9 protein-coding genes are annotated in these 16537 nt (G+C 56.8%); all 9 read right to left on the bottom strand.

Annotation, left to right across the window (positions count from 1 at the left end):
- Positions 1–92 precede the first annotated feature (92 nt).
- Positions 93–788, bottom strand: a complete 696-nt coding sequence (locus CR159_RS18920; protein ID WP_102075509.1) for an ATP-binding cassette domain-containing protein — start codon at positions 786–788, stop codon at positions 93–95.
- Entirely contained in the window at positions 788–2707 is a 1920-nt protein-coding gene (locus CR159_RS22335; protein WP_102075510.1) for a glycine betaine ABC transporter substrate-binding protein, read from the bottom strand. The genes CR159_RS18920 and CR159_RS22335 overlap by 1 nt, the downstream gene beginning before the upstream one ends.
- Before the next feature lie 189 nt (positions 2708–2896).
- Complete coding sequence (gene rpsJ / locus CR159_RS18910) at positions 2897–3208, bottom strand: 30S ribosomal protein S10 (RefSeq protein WP_013743964.1); 312 nt, start codon at positions 3206–3208, stop codon at positions 2897–2899.
- Between the two features lie 60 nt (positions 3209–3268).
- Positions 3269–4459, bottom strand: coding sequence for an elongation factor Tu (tuf, locus tag CR159_RS18905; protein ID WP_102075508.1), 1191 nt, complete (start codon positions 4457–4459; stop codon positions 3269–3271).
- 75 nt (positions 4460–4534) lie between these two features.
- Positions 4535–6637: an elongation factor G gene (gene fusA, locus CR159_RS18900; RefSeq protein ID WP_102075507.1), complete on the bottom strand. Its 2103-nt coding sequence runs from the start codon at positions 6635–6637 to the stop codon at positions 4535–4537.
- Between the two features lie 18 nt (positions 6638–6655).
- Positions 6656–7126: a 30S ribosomal protein S7 gene (gene rpsG, locus CR159_RS18895; RefSeq protein ID WP_102075506.1), complete on the bottom strand. Its 471-nt coding sequence runs from the start codon at positions 7124–7126 to the stop codon at positions 6656–6658.
- A 138-nt stretch (positions 7127–7264) separates the two neighbouring features.
- On the bottom strand, positions 7265–7642 hold the full coding sequence (rpsL, locus tag CR159_RS18890; RefSeq protein ID WP_073110196.1) for a 30S ribosomal protein S12: 378 nt from the start codon (positions 7640–7642) through the stop codon (positions 7265–7267).
- Positions 7643–8054: 412 nt separating this feature from the next.
- Positions 8055–12302: a DNA-directed RNA polymerase subunit beta' gene (gene rpoC, locus CR159_RS18885; protein WP_102075505.1), complete on the bottom strand. Its 4248-nt coding sequence runs from the start codon at positions 12300–12302 to the stop codon at positions 8055–8057.
- Positions 12302–16414 (bottom strand): DNA-directed RNA polymerase subunit beta, encoded by a 4113-nt coding sequence (gene rpoB / locus CR159_RS18880; RefSeq protein WP_102075504.1) that lies wholly within the window; start codon positions 16412–16414, stop codon positions 12302–12304. Before rpoB ends, rpoC begins: the two co-directional genes overlap by 1 nt.
- Positions 16415–16537: the final 123 nt, after the last annotated feature.

Raw genomic sequence — 16537 nt, 5'->3', positions numbered from 1 at the left:
CCGCTTCCATCCCGACCTTGGCCTTGAATTCTGCGCTGTGAACCTTGCGTTTCCTGACTTCGACCACCTTGTAATCCTCCTCGGACTACAGCTTAAAGCGCTGTCTCGATTCCAGGGTCCACTTTAAACACAATGGTTTTCTTGAGCCGCTGTTGCAGCGCCAGTAACTGGTCCTGCATTTCATACCGGATCAGGGGATCCAGTGCCGAGAAAGCCTCGTCCATAAGCAATACCTCGGCATCGATGGCCAGTGCCCTGGCCAAGCCCACCCGTTGACGCATGCCGCCCGACAACTCGTCCGGATAACTGGCGGCGTATTCAGACAGGCCTACTCTGTCCAGCCATTTCAAGGCCGTGTCCCGTGCCAGCGCTTTTTTTTCGCCGCGTACCGAGAGACCGAACGCGACGTTGTCGATGACGTTGATATGCGGGAGCAATCCGAAGCCCTGGAACACCATGCTGATGCTGTGGCGGCGCAGCTGGCGTAAATCGGGCATGCTGAGCTTGAGGATATCGCGGCCATCCACCAGTATTTCGCCTGCCGATGGATCGATCAGTCGATTCAGGTGACGCACCAGGGTTGATTTTCCGGAGCCGGACAAGCCCATGATGCAGGTTATCTGCCCGGTCGGTATATCGACGCTCACACCGGCCAGACCCACATTGCATCGTGTTTGCGCCTGCACTGTCGCCTTGTCGGCGCCCTGCCGCAACAGTTCCACCGCACGCTCGGGGCGATCTCCGAATACCTTGTACACATCGCATATCTGAATTTTAACGTCCGACATCAGGACTTCTCCTTGCGCTCGAAGCGTCGCCTGCGGCGGCGCGGCTGGCCATATGCCTGGGTAATTCGATCGATCACGATAGCCAGGATGACGATGGCCACGCCGGCCTGCAACCCGCGCCCGACATCCAACGTCTGGATACCGGCGAGTACATCCTCACCGAGGCCCCGGGCGCCGATCATGGATGCCACCACGACCATTGCCAAGGCCATCATGGTGGCCTGGTTGATGCCTGCCATGATGCTGGGACGCGCCAGCGGCAGCGTCACTCTCGTCAACATCTGCCAGCGCGTTACGCCAAAAGCTTGCGCGGCTTCCATGATGGTCGGATCGACTTGCCGCAAGCCGAGTATGGTCAAGCGTATGAGTGGCGGCACCGCATAGACGATAGTGGCGAACAGCGCGGGAACCTTTCCCAGGCCAAACAGCATCAACACAGGTATCAAGTACACGAAACTGGGCAAGGTTTGCATGACATCCAATACAGGCGTGAGCACGGATCGCAGGATGCGGCTTCGCGCGGCCAGTATCCCAACCGGGATGCCAAGAATGATGGAGATCACCGTGGACACCAGGACCAGCGAGAACGTCTGGATCAACTTGTCCCAAAGTCCTACCGCTCCAATCAGGTACAGGCACGCCACATACAGGACGGTGGCAACAGGCTTGCGCGTTGCATGCCAGGACAAGGCGGCAACCAATGCCAGAAACGCCCAGGGAGGCAAGGCCTGCAGCCCCCGCTCCACAGGCAACAACACTGCCGTCAGCATGAAATCGCTTAAGCGCCGAAAACTTTCCCCATACGACTTGACCACCGTCATGAGTTGTCGGTTCACGAAATCCGCGCCAGACCACTCTGGAAATATGGAGTGGTCCGCTGCGGATGCGGTATCAATTCCCAAGGCAGTGATGATGCGCTCCGCAACTGAATCCGGCACCCATTCGCGCCATACTTCTGGATGCAAACGGAGAAATTGATCTGCCGCCGCCTCGCCGGACAAGCGCTGCTCGGTCATGAGCAATATCATTCCGTTCAACAGGGCCGGCTGAAACTGCAGGCGTTCGAACAACGCGATCAAGTCGGGATTTTGCTGCGCGAAGGGCTGTGAAACCGCTACGCCCAGTTTGGCCACAAGAAAATCCGAAGGACACAATTCGCCTTCACCGCTTACGATTGTGTCCCAGCATGCTTTGTTGAAGGGCCCCAGCTCTATCCGATGGAATTTATACTTCGCCATCAGCCCCGCTGGCTGCCAGTAATAGAACAGAATGGGCTTACCCTGATCGTAGGCAGAGCTGATGGCGGAGTCCAGCGCGGCACCCGTGCCGGCGCGAAAATTCGTGTAGTCACTTTCGAGCCCATGCAAGGCAAGCAGGCGACTGTTGGTTTGCTCACATACCCATCCGGCTGGACAGTTGAGGAAACGACCTTTCCCGGGAACCTCGGGGTCCGTGAACAGCGACTTGTATTGCGGTAGGTCTTCCCAGCTCCTGAGCTTGGGAGCCAAAGGTTCGATGCCGCGTGCGGCGTCCCCGTGCACAAGGTAATCCGGTACGTACCAGCCCTGGACGGCTCCACCGGCCAAGGTGTCGCCCACGACCTGCACGGCACCGGCCTTGATCCCGTCCTCGATAATTGGCGAGCGCCCTGACCATTGCTCGGCGATGATCTGCAGGTCGTTCTGCGCCAGTGCGGATTCCGTGGCGGCCGGCGTACCGGGCACGATCTCGGTCTGGCATTGATAGCCGTCGGAAAGCAACTTCCGGATGACGTGGGTCGTGAAGCTTGCGCTTTCCCAGGTCTGGTCGGCCAGCTTGATGACCTGGCCGTTATTGCAGCTTGCCGCCGCGGCCTGCCCGGGTGCCAGGCCTGCCAGTAGCAGCACCATGCAGCCAAGGGAAATGAGCAGTTGCTTCATGACGATGCTCTCCAAAAAAGCCCCCACGCTTGCCGCTGCGCGGCGGCGCTGCCCCCCGTGGGGGCGCCTTTTGCCTAGGGGCGGCCCGGCGGCAAAAAAAGCCCCCGCGCTTGCCGCTGCGCGGAAAAAAAACGCCATGCATCGTGCATGGCGTTTTTTACATACTGCGCCATAGGCGCGGCGTACAGATTACTGCAAAGCGATTTCGACGTCTACACCTGCGGGCAGGTCCAGGCGCATCAGTGCGTCAACAGTTTTATCGGTTGGATCCACGATGTCCATAAGACGCTGATGCGTGCGCATTTCGAACTGGTCGCGCGACGTCTTGTTGACGTGAGGCGAACGCAATACGTCATAGCGACGAATACGTGTAGGCAGAGGTACTGGACCACGCACTACCGCGCCCGTGCGCTTGGCGGTTTCAACAATTTCGGCGGCCGATTGGTCGATAAGCTTGTAGTCAAACGCTTTTAAACGGATGCGGATTTTCTGGTTTTTCATGGGAATTCCTAAAGAACGAATAAGGCAGGAGCAATACCGCTCCTGCCCACGCTAGCAATATTACTTGATGATGGTGGCAACAACGCCAGCACCAACGGTACGGCCGCCTTCGCGGATGGCGAAGCGCAAGCCTTCTTCCATGGCGATGGGCGACATCAGGCTGACTTTCATCGACACGTTGTCACCGGGCAGGACCATTTCCTTGTCCGCGGGCAATTCGATGGTACCCGTCACGTCCGTCGTACGGAAGTAGAACTGAGGACGGTAGCCCTGGAAGAACGGCGTGTGACGACCACCTTCGTCTTTGGACAGAATGTACACTTCGGCCGAGAAGTCGGTGTGCGGCTTGATCGAGCCGGGCTTGGCCAGAACCTGGCCGCGCTCGACGTCTTCGCGCTTGGTACCGCGCAGCAAGACACCCACGTTGTCGCCCGCTTGACCTTGGTCCAGCAGCTTGCGGAACATCTCAACGCCCGTGCACGTGGTCTTGACGGTGTCTTTGATACCGACGATTTCGATTTCTTCGCCAACCTTGACGATACCGCGTTCGATACGGCCCGTCACCACGGTACCGCGACCCGAGATCGAGAACACGTCTTCCACAGGCATCAGGAAAGCGCCGTCGACCGCGCGCTCTGGCGTGGGGATGTAGCTGTCCAGCGCTTCAGCCAACTGCATGATGGCTTGCTTGCCCAATGGGCCTTCGTCGCCTTCGAGTGCCAGCTTGGCCGAGCCCTTGATGATCGGGGTGTCGTCGCCGGGGAAGTCGTACTTGGACAACAGTTCGCGCACTTCCATTTCGACCAGCTCGAGCAACTCTTCGTCGTCGACCATGTCGGCCTTGTTCAGGAACACGATGATGTACGGCACGCCAACCTGGCGCGACAGCAGGATGTGCTCGCGCGTCTGGGGCATTGGGCCGTCAGCGGCCGACACCACCAGGATGGCGCCGTCCATTTGCGCCGCACCCGTGATCATGTTCTTGATGTAGTCGGCGTGGCCCGGGCAGTCAACGTGCGCGTAGTGACGCGCTTGCGTTTCGTACTCGACGTGCGAGGTGTTGATGGTGATGCCGCGTGCTTTTTCTTCAGGAGCCGCGTCAATTTGCGCGTAGCCCTTGGCTTCGCCACCGAAGGCTGTTGCCAGCACGGTGGTGATTGCCGCCGTAAGCGTCGTCTTGCCGTGGTCAACGTGACCGATCGTGCCGACGTTTACGTGTGGTTTGGTACGTTCGAACTTACCTTTTGCCATGATTTAATCCATCAATGTTTTCAAGGAAACAAAAATTTTCCCTGCCCACCATACAAGATGGGCAGGACCTGTATATTACTTACCGCGAGCGGTAATCACTTCGTCAGCAACGTTTTTCGGAGCTTCGGCGTAGTGCTTGAACTCCATGGTGTAGGTTGCCCGGCCTTGCGTTTGTGAACGCAAAGTAGTCGAGTAACCGAACATCTCGGCTAGAGGCACTTCTGCCTTGATGATCTTGCCACCGCCTACGATGTCGTCCATACCCTGGACCATGCCGCGACGCGAGGACAGATCGCCCATCACGTTACCGGCATAATCTTCAGGTGTTTCGACTTCAACAGCCATCATGGGTTCGAGCAATACTGGGCTAGCCTTGCGCATGCCGTCTTTGAATGCCATGGAGGCAGCCATACGGAACGCGTTTTCGTTCGAGTCAACGTCGTGGTACGAACCAAAGAACAACGTAACCTTGACATCGACGACCGGGTAGCCGGCAACGACGCCCGCTGGCAAGGTTTCCTGAATACCCTTGTCAACCGCAGGGATGTATTCGCGAGGAACCACACCGCCCTTGATGGCGTCGACGAACTCGTAACCACCGCCTGGAGGAAGGGGCTCGAGCTTCAGGACAACGTGACCATACTGGCCGCGACCGCCCGACTGCTTGACGAACTTGCCTTCGATTTCTTCGCAAGTTTTGCGAATCGTCTCGCGGTAGGCCACTTGTGGCTTACCTACGTTGGCTTCAACGCCGAATTCACGGCGCATGCGGTCAACCAGCACTTCCAGGTGAAGCTCGCCCATACCCGAAATAATGGTTTGGCCGGATTCTTCGTCAGTGCGTACGCGAAACGAAGGATCTTCCTGTGCAAGACGCGACAGCGCAATGCCCATTTTTTCCTGGTCGGGTTTAGTCTTGGGTTCGACAGCCTGCGAGATCACGGGTTCCGGAAACACCATGCGTTCAAGCAGGATGTGCTCGTCGAGATCGCAAAGCGTTTCGCCAGTGGTCACGTCTTTCAGACCCACCACGGCGGCGATGTCACCTGCCAGAACTTCTTTGATTTCAGCACGGTTGTTTGCGTGCATCTGCAAAATACGGCCAATACGCTCTTTTTTACCCTTGAAAGGGTTGTAGACCGTTTCGCCGGACTTGAGGACGCCTGAATACACACGAACGAAGGTCAACTGACCCACGAACGGATCACTCATCAACTTGAACGCCAGTGCGGAGAACTTGGCATTGTCGTCAGCAGGCAGATGAACAATATTGCCTTCATCGTCTGTGCCCTGGACAGGAGGAATATCCGTCGGTGCGGGCAGGTAGTCGATGACGGCGTCAAGCATGCGCTGAACGCCTTTGTTCTTGAACGCCGTACCGCACAACATAGGCTGGATTTCACCAGCGATGGTGCGCGTACGGATGCCAAGATTGATTTCGGCTTCGGTCAAAGCGCCTGTTTCCAGGTACTTGTTCATGAGCTCTTCATTGGCTTCGGCTGCTGATTCAACCAGCTTTTCGTGCCATTCGGCAGCGTCGTCAGCCAACTCGGCCGGAATATCCATGTATTCGAACTTCATGCCTTGGCTGGCTTCATCCCAAATGATTGCTTTCATTTTGACGAGGTCGACCACACCCGTGAAGGTGTCTTCGGCGCCGATAGGAATGACGATAGGCACGGGGTTAGCCTTAAGACGCAGCTTGAGCTGGTCGTAGACCTTGAAGAAGTTCGCGCCGGTACGGTCCATCTTGTTGATGAACGCCAGGCGTGGCACACCGTACTTGTTCGCCTGGCGCCATACCGTTTCCGACTGGGGCTGAACGCCGCCTACAGCGCAATACACCATGCAGGCGCCATCGAGCACGCGCATGGAGCGTTCAACTTCGATCGTGAAGTCGACGTGTCCGGGGGTGTCGATGATGTTGATGCGGTGCTCGGGGTACTCGCCGGCCATACCGCGCCAGAAAGCTGTCGTGGCAGCCGAAGTAATCGTGATGCCGCGCTCTTGCTCTTGTTCCATCCAGTCCATGGTGGCGGAGCCTTCATGGGTTTCGCCAATTTTGTGGTTGACGCCGGTGTAGAACAGGATGCGCTCTGTCGTTGTGGTTTTCCCTGCGTCGATATGCGCGGAAATACCAATATTGCGATAGCGCGAAATGGGGGTTTTGCGGGCCATAATAAAAATGTCCTTAGATTACCAGCGGAAATGGCTGAACGCCTTGTTGGCCTCTGCCATCTTGTGCGTGTCTTCACGCTTCTTCATTGCTCCACCGCGACCCTCGGAGGCGTCAAGCAATTCACCGGCCAGGCGCAGATCCATCGATTTTTCGCCACGCTTCTTGGCTGCTTCACGCAACCAGCGCATGGCCAGTGCCAGGCGGCGCACAGGGCGCACTTCAACCGGCACTTGATAGTTTGCACCACCGACACGGCGGCTTTTCACTTCAACGAGGGGCTTGATGTTGTTGATGGCGAGATTGAAAACCTCGATGGGCTCTTTGCCAGTTTTAGCCTGAATCTGTTCAAAAGCGCCGTAGATAATACGTTCGGCTACTGCTTTTTTACCAGCCAACATAACAACGTTCATGAATTTGGCGAGCTCTACGCTGCCGAATTTTGGATCGGGGAGAATCTCACGTTTGGGGACTTCGCGACGACGAGGCATTTTAACTTCCTTGTGACAGTTCAGTTGAACCGTTTTTAAACGGCCACGACCACTTTATTGGAAAGGGTCACTTACATGCTATGGGCTCATGCCCATGGCTGCACTGATACGACCAGACGGGCTGGACTATGGAAAAACTTAGGCTTTTTTCGGGCGTTTTGCACCGTACTTGGAACGCGATTGCTTGCGGTCTTTAACACCTTGCAAGTCGAGCGAACCGCGAACGATGTGGTAACGAACACCAGGCAAGTCTTTGACACGACCACCGCGCACAAGAACGACCGAGTGTTCTTGCAGGTTGTGGCCTTCACCGCCGATGTACGAAATGACTTCGAAACCGTTGGTAAGACGCACCTTGGCGACTTTACGCAAAGCCGAGTTAGGTTTTTTAGGGGTTGTGGTGTACACGCGTGTGCAAACACCACGACGCTGAGGGCAGTTTTCGAGCGCGGGGCTCTTGCTGTTCTCGCGGGAGACTTCGCGCGGCTTGCGCACGAGTTGGCTAATGGTTGGCATGACCTTTACGCATCCTGTGACTTTTTATGCATAGGGCACTTGCGTACCCGATTTGCATAATTTGAATGAGACGCCTGCTGCGATAGGCTCGACATGATGTCGAACACTAAGGGAGCCTCAGGCGGTTTGCGCAAAAACCGCCAGACACGAAAAACGTAAAAGAGCGGGTCTTGCGACAATTCTTGCTATTGATACTTGCGGCTATTGCTAGCCAGCTTTTACTAACCTTACCCGGGTATTTTGGCAAATAATCCCTTTGGCAAGCTCGCCATCGTAGCATAGCAATATCCGGAAGGTCAATAAGAGTCTAGATAAATACCCTGATAGACAAACATTTATTTGTTTATACCGCGCCAAATAGAAAAAGCCGGGTGTGGCCACCCGGCTTTTTCACTTGCTACACACTGCAGGCTTACTCTTCGATAGGCCCTGTGCCCTCGTCGGAGGCCGTTTCACTGTGAGTTTCCACAGCTTCGACGGGAGGCGTATCCTCGAAAGGATTGGCCATCGCACGAGCGGCTTGACGTTCGGCCGCTTCGTGGGCCTCTTTGTCTTTGCGCGCCATGTGGTAGGCCATACCGGTACCCGCGGGAATCAGGCGACCGACAATCACGTTTTCTTTCAGGCCGCGCAAATCGTCGCGCTTGCCCATGATTGCCGCTTCGGTAAGAACCCGCGTGGTTTCCTGGAACGAGGCCGCCGAGATAAACGAATCGGTCGACAGGGATGCCTTGGTGATACCCAGCAGTACGTTGTCGTACGTGGCTGGAATCTTGCCCTCGGCTTCCATGCGGTCGTTTTCGTTAAGCAGCTCGGAACGCTCTACTTGCTCGCCGGTAATGAAACTGGTGTCGCCCGCGTTGGTGATGTTTACGCGGCGCAGCATCTGGCGAACAATCACTTCGATATGCTTGTCGTTGATCTTCACGCCTTGCAAACGGTACACGTCCTGGACTTCATTGACCACGTAGCTGGCGAGGCGCTCGATACCTTGCAGGCGCAGGATATCGTGCGGATCGGCCGGACCGTCAACAATCATTTCACCCTTGTTCACGACTTGGCCGTCATGCACAAGCACCTGTTTTTCCTTGGGAATCAGGAACTCATGGCTGACACCATCCAGGTCGGTGATGACCAGGCGCTGCTTGCCCTTGGTGTCCTTGCCGAAGGAAACAGTACCGGTGACGTCGGCAAGCATGCCGGCATCTTTCGGTGAGCGTGCTTCGAACAGCTCGGCCACGCGTGGCAAACCGCCGGTAATATCACGCGTCTTTTGCGATTCTTGTGGAATACGCGCCAGCACTTCACCGATGGAGACTTGCATGCCATCGCGCACGGTAATCAGTGCGCCCACCGGGAAGGTGATGTTTACCGAATGGTCGGTGCCGGCAATCTTCACTTCTTCGCCTGCTTCATTCAGAAGCTTGATCTGCGGACGCATCATGATCTTGCCGCCACGAGTCTTGGGCGTAATGACCACGAGTGTCGACAGGCCGGTGACTTCGTCCAGCTGGCGGGCGACGGTGACGCCTTCGTCGATATTCTCGAACCGCACCAGTCCCGCATATTCCGACACGATAGGACGCGTCAGCGGATCCCAGCTTGCAAGGCGTTGACCGGCCTTGACGACATCGCCGTCACCAACGGTGATGGTTGCGCCGTACGGGATCTTGTGGCGTTCACGTTCGCGGCGATTATCGTCAAAAATGACGATTTCGCCCGAGCGCGAGATGGCAACGCGATCGCCCTTGGCATTGGTCACGTAGCGCAGGCCGATGGCAAAGCCGATGGTACCGGCGGACTTTGTTTCCACCGAGCTGGCCATGGCATTACGCGATGCCGCACCACCAATGTGGAAGGTACGCATCGTAAGCTGCGTGCCTGGCTCCCCGATGGACTGGGCGGCGATAACACCGATAGCCTCACCTTGGTTGATCATGCTGCCGCGGCCCAGGTCACGCCCATAGCAATGCGCACACAAGCCATGGCGTGTTTCGCAAGTAAGAGGTGTACGCACCTTGACTTCGTCCACACCGATGCTGTCGATGTATTCGACCAGGTCTTCGTCGAGCAACGTGCCGGCAGCCAGCGCGGTTTCCTGGTTCTCAGGATTGACGATATCGGCGGCGACCACACGACCCAGAATACGGTCGCGCAACGGTTCGATGACTTCACCGCCTTCCACCAGGGCCTTCATCAGATAGCCGCGCGTCGTACCGCAATCGTAGGTCCTGATGACCAGATCCTGCGTCACGTCAACCAGGCGACGTGTCAGGTAACCCGAGTTCGCTGTTTTAAGAGCGGTATCGGCCAGACCTTTACGAGCACCGTGAGTGGAAATAAAGTACTGGAGTACGTTAAGACCTTCACGGAAGTTGGCGGTAATCGGCGTTTCGATAATCGAACCGTCAGGCTTGGCCATCAGGCCACGCATACCAGCCAACTGGCGTATCTGTGCGGCGGAACCCCGCGCGCCGGAGTCGGCCATCATGTAGATGGAGTTGAACGATTCCTGGCGTACTTCTTCGCCGTGGCGGTTGGTGACCGGCTCGGTGGACAACTGCTCCATCATGGCTTTGCCGACCTTGTCGCCGGCCTTGCCCCAGATATCGACCACGTTGTTGTAACGCTCTTGCGAAGTCACCAGACCCGACGAGTACTGCTTATCGATTTCCTTGACTTCCTTGCTGGCCTGGGCAAGGATTTCTTCCTTGACCGAGGGGATCAGCATGTCGCTCATGGCAATCGAGATCCCGCCGCGAGTAGCCAAACGGAAGCCCGACTGCATCAACTTGTCGGCGAAAATCACCGTTGCGCGCAAACCGCAGCGACGGAAGGACTGGTTGATAAGACGAGAAATCTCTTTCTTCTTGAGCGGACGGTTCAACACCGAGAACGGCAGCCCGTGCGGCAAGATTTCCGACAGCAATGCACGACCCACTGTCGTTTCGAACCGACGCAGCACAGGTTGCCATGCGCCCTGCTCGTCTTTCTCGTACTCGTTCAGGCGAACGGTGACGCGACTTTGAAGCTCGACCTCGCGGTTATCGTAGGCACGCTGGACTTCAGCAACGTCGGTGAAGAACAAGCCTTCGCCTTTGCCGTTGGTGCGTTCGCGCGTCGTGTAGTAAAGACCCAGCACGATATCCTGCGACGGCACGATGGACGGTTCGCCATTGGCCGGGAACAGAATGTTGTTCGACGCCAGCATCAGCGTGCGGGCCTCGAGCTGGGCTTCCAGCGACAGCGGTACGTGTACGGCCATCTGGTCGCCGTCGAAGTCGGCGTTGAACGCCGCGCAAACCAGCGGATGCAGCTGGATCGCCTTGCCTTCGATCAGAACGGGTTCGAACGCCTGGATACCCAGACGGTGCAGCGTTGGCGCACGGTTGAGCATGACCGGGTGTTCGCGGATGACCTCTTCGAGGATATCCCAGACCACCGGCTCTTGAGTTTCGACCAGCTTCTTGGCAGCCTTGATCGTCGTGGCCAGGCCCATCATTTCAAGACGATTGAAGATGAAAGGCTTGAACAGTTCGAGCGCCATCAGCTTGGGCAGACCGCATTGATGCAACTTGAGCTGCGGGCCCACCACAATAACCGAACGGCCGGAGTAGTCGACGCGCTTGCCCAGCAAGTTCTGACGGAAACGACCGCTCTTGCCCTTGATCATGTCGGCCAGCGACTTGAGCTGGCGCTTGTTGGCGCCCGTCATGGCCTTGCCGCGACGACCGTTATCCAGCAAGGAGTCGACCGATTCCTGCAGCATGCGCTTTTCGTTGCGCAGGATGATGTCCGGCGCCTTCAATTCCAGCAGGCGCTTCAGGCGATTGTTGCGGTTGATGACGCGGCGATACAGGTCGTTCAGGTCGGAAGTCGCGAAGCGACCGCCATCCAGCGGCACCAGCGGACGCAGGTCCGGCGGCAGCACGGGCAGCACTTCCATTACCATCCACTCGGGCTTGATACCCGATTTCTGGAAGCCTTCCAGCACCTTCAGACGCTTGGAGATCTTTTTGATCTTGGCGTCGGATGACGTGGCCTTGAGTTCAGCGCGCAGGATTTCGACATCGCGATCGATATCGATGGTGCGCAACAATTCGCGCACCGCTTCCGCACCCATCAGGGCGTGGAAGTCGTCGCCGTATTCTTCGGTCTTGGCCAGGAAGTCGTCGTCGGACATGATCTGACCGCGCTTGAGCGGGGTCATGCCAGGTTCGATGACGCACCATGCTTCAAAGTACAGTACGCGTTCGATATCCCGCAGGGTCATATCCAGGACCATGCCGAGGCGCGAAGGCAGGCTCTTGAGGAACCAGATGTGCGCCACGGGGCTGGCAAGCTCGATATGGCCCATGCGCTCGCGGCGCACTTTGGCTACGGTAACTTCGACACCGCACTTTTCGCAGATGACGCCACGGTGCTTCAGGCGCTTGTACTTGCCGCAAAGGCACTCGTAGTCTTTGATTGGGCCGAATATCTTGGCGCAGAACAAGCCGTCGCGCTCGGGCTTGAATGTACGGTAGTTGATCGTTTCGGGCTTGCGAACTTCCCCAAAAGACCACGACCGCACTTTCTCGGGCGAAGCGATGCCGATCTTGATGGCATCGAATTGCTCGTCCTGCGAAACTTGTTTAAACAGATCGAGTAGCGCTTTCATTATTTACGCTCCAAATCCATGTCCAGGGACAGGGATCTAATTTCTTTGACCAGAACGTTGAACGACTCTGGCATACCGGCGTCGATGACGTGGTCGCCCTTGACGATGTTTTCGTACACCTTGGTCCGGCCTGCAATATCGTCAGACTTGACGGTAAGCATTTCCTGCAACGTGTACGCTGCACCGTAAGCTTCGAGCGCCCACACTTCCATCTCACCAAAACGCTGTCCACCGAACTGGGCTTTACCGCCCAGTGGCTGCTGCGTAACCAGCGAGTATGGGCCAGTAGAACGCGCATGCATCTTGTCGTCAACCAGGTGATGCAGTTTCAGATAGTGCATGTAGCCGACCGTAACCGGACGTTCAAATTGCTCGCCCGTACGACCGTCAACCAGCCACGCTTGCGAACGTGTTTCCGTAAGCTTGAGGCGTTCGGCGATATCGTCGGGGTAAGCCAGTTCCAGCATCTTGGTAATCTCTTCTTCGGTAGCACCGTCGAAGACCGGAGTTGCCAAAGGCACGCCATTTTTCAGGTTGTGCGCCATCTCGATGACTTCATCATCGGTCAGCTCACTGATACGGGCCTTGGCGCCTGTGCTGTTGTAGACCTTCTCGAGGTAGGTGCGAATATCCTTGAGCTGGATATTCTTTTCGTCTTCGAGCATGTCTGCAATGCGGAAGCCCACGCCCTTGGCGGCCCAGCCCAGATGCACTTCAAGAACCTGACCGACGTTCATCCGCGAAGGAACACCCAGAGGGTTCAGCACGATGTCGGCAGGCGTGCCGTCGGCCATGTGCGGCATGTCTTCGATAGGTGTGATGCGCGATACGACACCCTTGTTACCGTGACGGCCAGCCATCTTGTCGCCAGGTTGCAGGCGGCGCTTGACGGCAAGGTAAACCTTGATCATCTTGAGTACGCCAGGAGGCAGTTCGTCGCCCTGAGTCAGCTTCTTGCGCTTCTCTTCAAAGGCAAGGTCGAACTCGTGACGCTTCTGCTCGACCGATTCCTTGGCCTGCTCCAGCACGATAGCGTGGGCTTCGTCGGAGAGGCGCACGTCAAACCACTGCCAGCGATCGACCTCGGCGAGGTATTCGCTGGTAAGAGCCGTACCCTTGGCCAGCTTGCGCGGACCACCGTTGACCACTTTGCCGACCAGAAACTTGCCGATACGATCGAAGGTATCGTTTTCAACAATACGCAGCTGATCGTTAAGGTCTTGGCGGTAACGGCGCAATTCGTCGTCGATGATGGACTGAGCGCGCTTATCGCGTTCAATCCCTTCACGCGTAAAGACCTGCACATCGATAACGGTACCGACCATGCCCGAAGGCACGCGCAGTGACGTATCTTTCACGTCGGAGGCTTTCTCGCCGAAAATGGCGCGCAGCAGCTTTTCTTCGGGAGTCAGCTGGGTCTCGCCTTTAGGCGTGACCTTGCCGACCAGCACGTCGTCGGCGCGCACTTCAGCGCCGATATGGACAATGCCCGAATCATCCAGACGGTTCAATTGCGTCTCGGCCAGATTGCTGATGTCGCGGGTGATTTCTTCGGCACCCAGTTTGGTGTCGCGAGCGACTACTGTCAGCTCTTCGATGTGGATCGACGTATAGCGATCATCGGCAACTACTTTTTCGGAGATAAGAATTGAATCTTCGAAGTTGTACCCGTTCCAGGGCATGAACGCGATCAGCATGTTCTGGCCCAGGGCCAGTTCGCCCAGATCGGTCGAGGCGCCATCGGCCAGCACGTCGCCACGCGCGACGTGATCGCCACGCTTGACGATAGGACGCTGGTTGATGTTGGTGTTCTGGTTGGAACGCGTGTACTTGATGAGATTGTAGATATCCACACCGACCTGGCCGGCGATATCTTCTTCATCGTTCACGCGAATAACCACACGCTCTGCATCGACGTGATCAACGATACCGCCGCGAATGGCCTGTACCGTTGTACCCGAGTCGACGGCGACCGTGCGCTCGATGCCCGTGCCGACCAGTGGCTTCTCGGGACGCAGGCACGGAACAGCCTGACGCTGCATGTTGGCGCCCATCAGTGCCCGGTTGGCGTCATCGTGCTCCAGGAATGGAATCAGCGATGCAGCCACGGATACGATCTGCGATGGAGCAACGTCCATGTAGTGCACATTGGTCGGTGCGGTCAGCATGGTTTCGCCCGCTTCGCGGCAAGCCACGAGATCATCGGCAAAACGTCCTTCGTCGTCGAGCTCGGCGTTGGCCTGCGCAATGACGTAGTGGCTTTCTTCGATGGCCGACAGGTAATCGATCTGCTCGCTGACCTTGCCGTCGATAATCTTGCGGTAAGGCGTTTCCAGGAAACCATACTCATTCAGACGAGCGTACAGCGCCATGGAGTTGATCAGCCCGATGTTCGGGCCTTCAGGCGTTTCGATCGGGCATACGCGGCCGTAATGGGTCGGGTGCACGTCGCGCACTTCGAAGCCCGCACGTTCGCGTGTAAGACCGCCAGGTCCCAAGGCCGAAACGCGACGCTTGTGCGTAATTTCGGACAAAGGATTGGTCTGGTCCATAAACTGCGACAACTGGCTTGAACCGAAGAATTCCTTGATGGCAGCCGAAATAGGCTTGGAATTGATCAAGTCGTGAGGCATCAGGTTTTCTGTCTCGGCTTGGCCCAGACGTTCTTTTACCGCACGCTCTACACGTACCAGGCCCGCACGGAACTGGTTCTCGGCCAGTTCGCCCACGCAACGTACACGGCGATTGCCCAGGTGATCGATGTCATCGATCTGACCGCGCCCGTTACGCAGCTCCACCAGCACCATGATGGTCTGAAGGATATCTTCGTTGGTAAGCGTCATCGGACCGGTGATGTCTTCACCACGGCCCAAACGGCTGTTTACCTTCATGCGGCCGACGCGCGACAAATCGTAGGCGTCTTCGCTGTAGAACAAACGCTGGAACAAGGCTTCGACGGCGTCCTCGGTCGGAGGCTCACCGGGGCGCATCATGCGATAGATTGCCACGCGGGCAGCCATCTGGTCAGCGGTTTCATCGGTGCGCAGGGTTTGCGAAATATAGCCGCCGCGGTCCAATTCGTTGATGTACAGCGTCTGGATTTCACGGATGTTCGCCACGCGTAGTTCGGCGAGCATGGACTCGGAAATTTCGTCGTTGGCGTTGGCAATGACTTCGCCCGTTTCGGGGTTGATCACGCCCTTGGCCAGCACACGGCCAAGAAGAAAATCTTCAGGCACGGAAACGCGCTCGACGTTGGCGGCAGCCAGGTCGCGCAAATGCTTGGCATTGATTCGTTTATCTTTCTCGACAATGACCTTGCCATCGCGATCGGTGATATCGAAATGGGCCATTTCGCCCTTCCAGCGTTCCGACACGAATTCAAGCGTGCCGCCTTCTTTGTGGATTTCAAAGTTGTCGAAATCCGAGAAGTACGCCAGGATGGCTTCGGGTGTCATCCCGATGGCCTTGAGCAGAATGGTGACGGGCATCTTGCGACGACGGTCGACACGGAAGAACAGGACGTCCTTGGGGTCGAACTCGAAATCCAGCCACGAACCACGGTAGGGAATCACGCGAGCCGAGAACAGCAGCTTGCCCGAGCTGTGCGTTTTACCGCGATCATGCTCGAAAAAGACGCCGGGGGAACGGTGCAACTGGGAAACAATGACACGTTCCGTGCCATTGATCACAAAAGAGCCAGTATTGGTCATGAGCGGAATTTCGCCCATGTATACTTCCTGCTCTTTGACTTCTTTGACTGTGGGCTTGCTTACTTCGCGGTCCAGCAGGACCAGGCGTACCTTGGCACGCAACGGAGAAGCATAGGTCAGCCCGCGCAGCTGGCATTCCTTGACATCAAACACAGGTTCGCCAAGCACGTAGCTCACGAACTCAAGCCGCGCCATCTGATTATGGCTAACGATCGGGAAGATTGAACTAAAGGCCGCTTGCAGGCCCTCATCTTTGCGTTTGGAAGGTGTAGTATCCGCCTGCAGAAATGTTTTAAATGATTGCAGTTGAGTCGCCAAAAGGTAAGGGACGTCCTGGACGTCTTCACGCTTGGCGAAGCTCTTGCGTATGCGCTTTTTTTCGGTGAACGAATAAGGCATGAGCACTCCGACTCGAGGGTTACATGGGCCGTCAACCACGGCCCTGGTTTACGACTCCAGAAAACCCGATTCGGGCCAATAACCCGACCAGAATCGAGGGTTTTCTGGAAACGCAAAAGCCCG

The sequence above is a fragment of the Pollutimonas subterranea genome (assembly GCF_002849655.1).
Taxonomy (GTDB): Bacteria; Pseudomonadota; Gammaproteobacteria; order Burkholderiales; family Burkholderiaceae_B; genus Pollutimonas; species Pollutimonas subterranea.
The sequence above is the reverse complement of the archived record's forward strand: the minus strand, read 5'-3'. Positions and strand labels throughout refer to the sequence as shown.

Bases quoted from the DNA above. Each gene is read 5' to 3' on its own strand.
- CR159_RS18920 (WP_102075509.1), bottom strand. From the start codon at position 788: ATGTCGGACGTTAAAATTCAGATATGCGATGTGTACAAGGTATTCGGA.
- CR159_RS22335 (WP_102075510.1), bottom strand. From the start codon at position 2,707: ATGAAGCAACTGCTCATTTCCCTTGGCTGCATGGTGCTGCTACTGGCA.
- rpsJ (WP_013743964.1), bottom strand. From the start codon at position 3,208: ATGAAAAACCAGAAAATCCGCATCCGTTTAAAAGCGTTTGACTACAAG.
- tuf (WP_102075508.1), bottom strand. From the start codon at position 4,459: ATGGCAAAAGGTAAGTTCGAACGTACCAAACCACACGTAAACGTCGGC.
- fusA (WP_102075507.1), bottom strand. From the start codon at position 6,637: ATGGCCCGCAAAACCCCCATTTCGCGCTATCGCAATATTGGTATTTCC.
- rpsG (WP_102075506.1), bottom strand. From the start codon at position 7,126: ATGCCTCGTCGTCGCGAAGTCCCCAAACGTGAGATTCTCCCCGATCCA.
- rpsL (WP_073110196.1), bottom strand. From the start codon at position 7,642: ATGCCAACCATTAGCCAACTCGTGCGCAAGCCGCGCGAAGTCTCCCGC.
- rpoC (WP_102075505.1), bottom strand. From the start codon at position 12,302: ATGAAAGCGCTACTCGATCTGTTTAAACAAGTTTCGCAGGACGAGCAA.
- rpoB (WP_102075504.1), bottom strand. From the start codon at position 16,414: ATGCCTTATTCGTTCACCGAAAAAAAGCGCATACGCAAGAGCTTCGCC.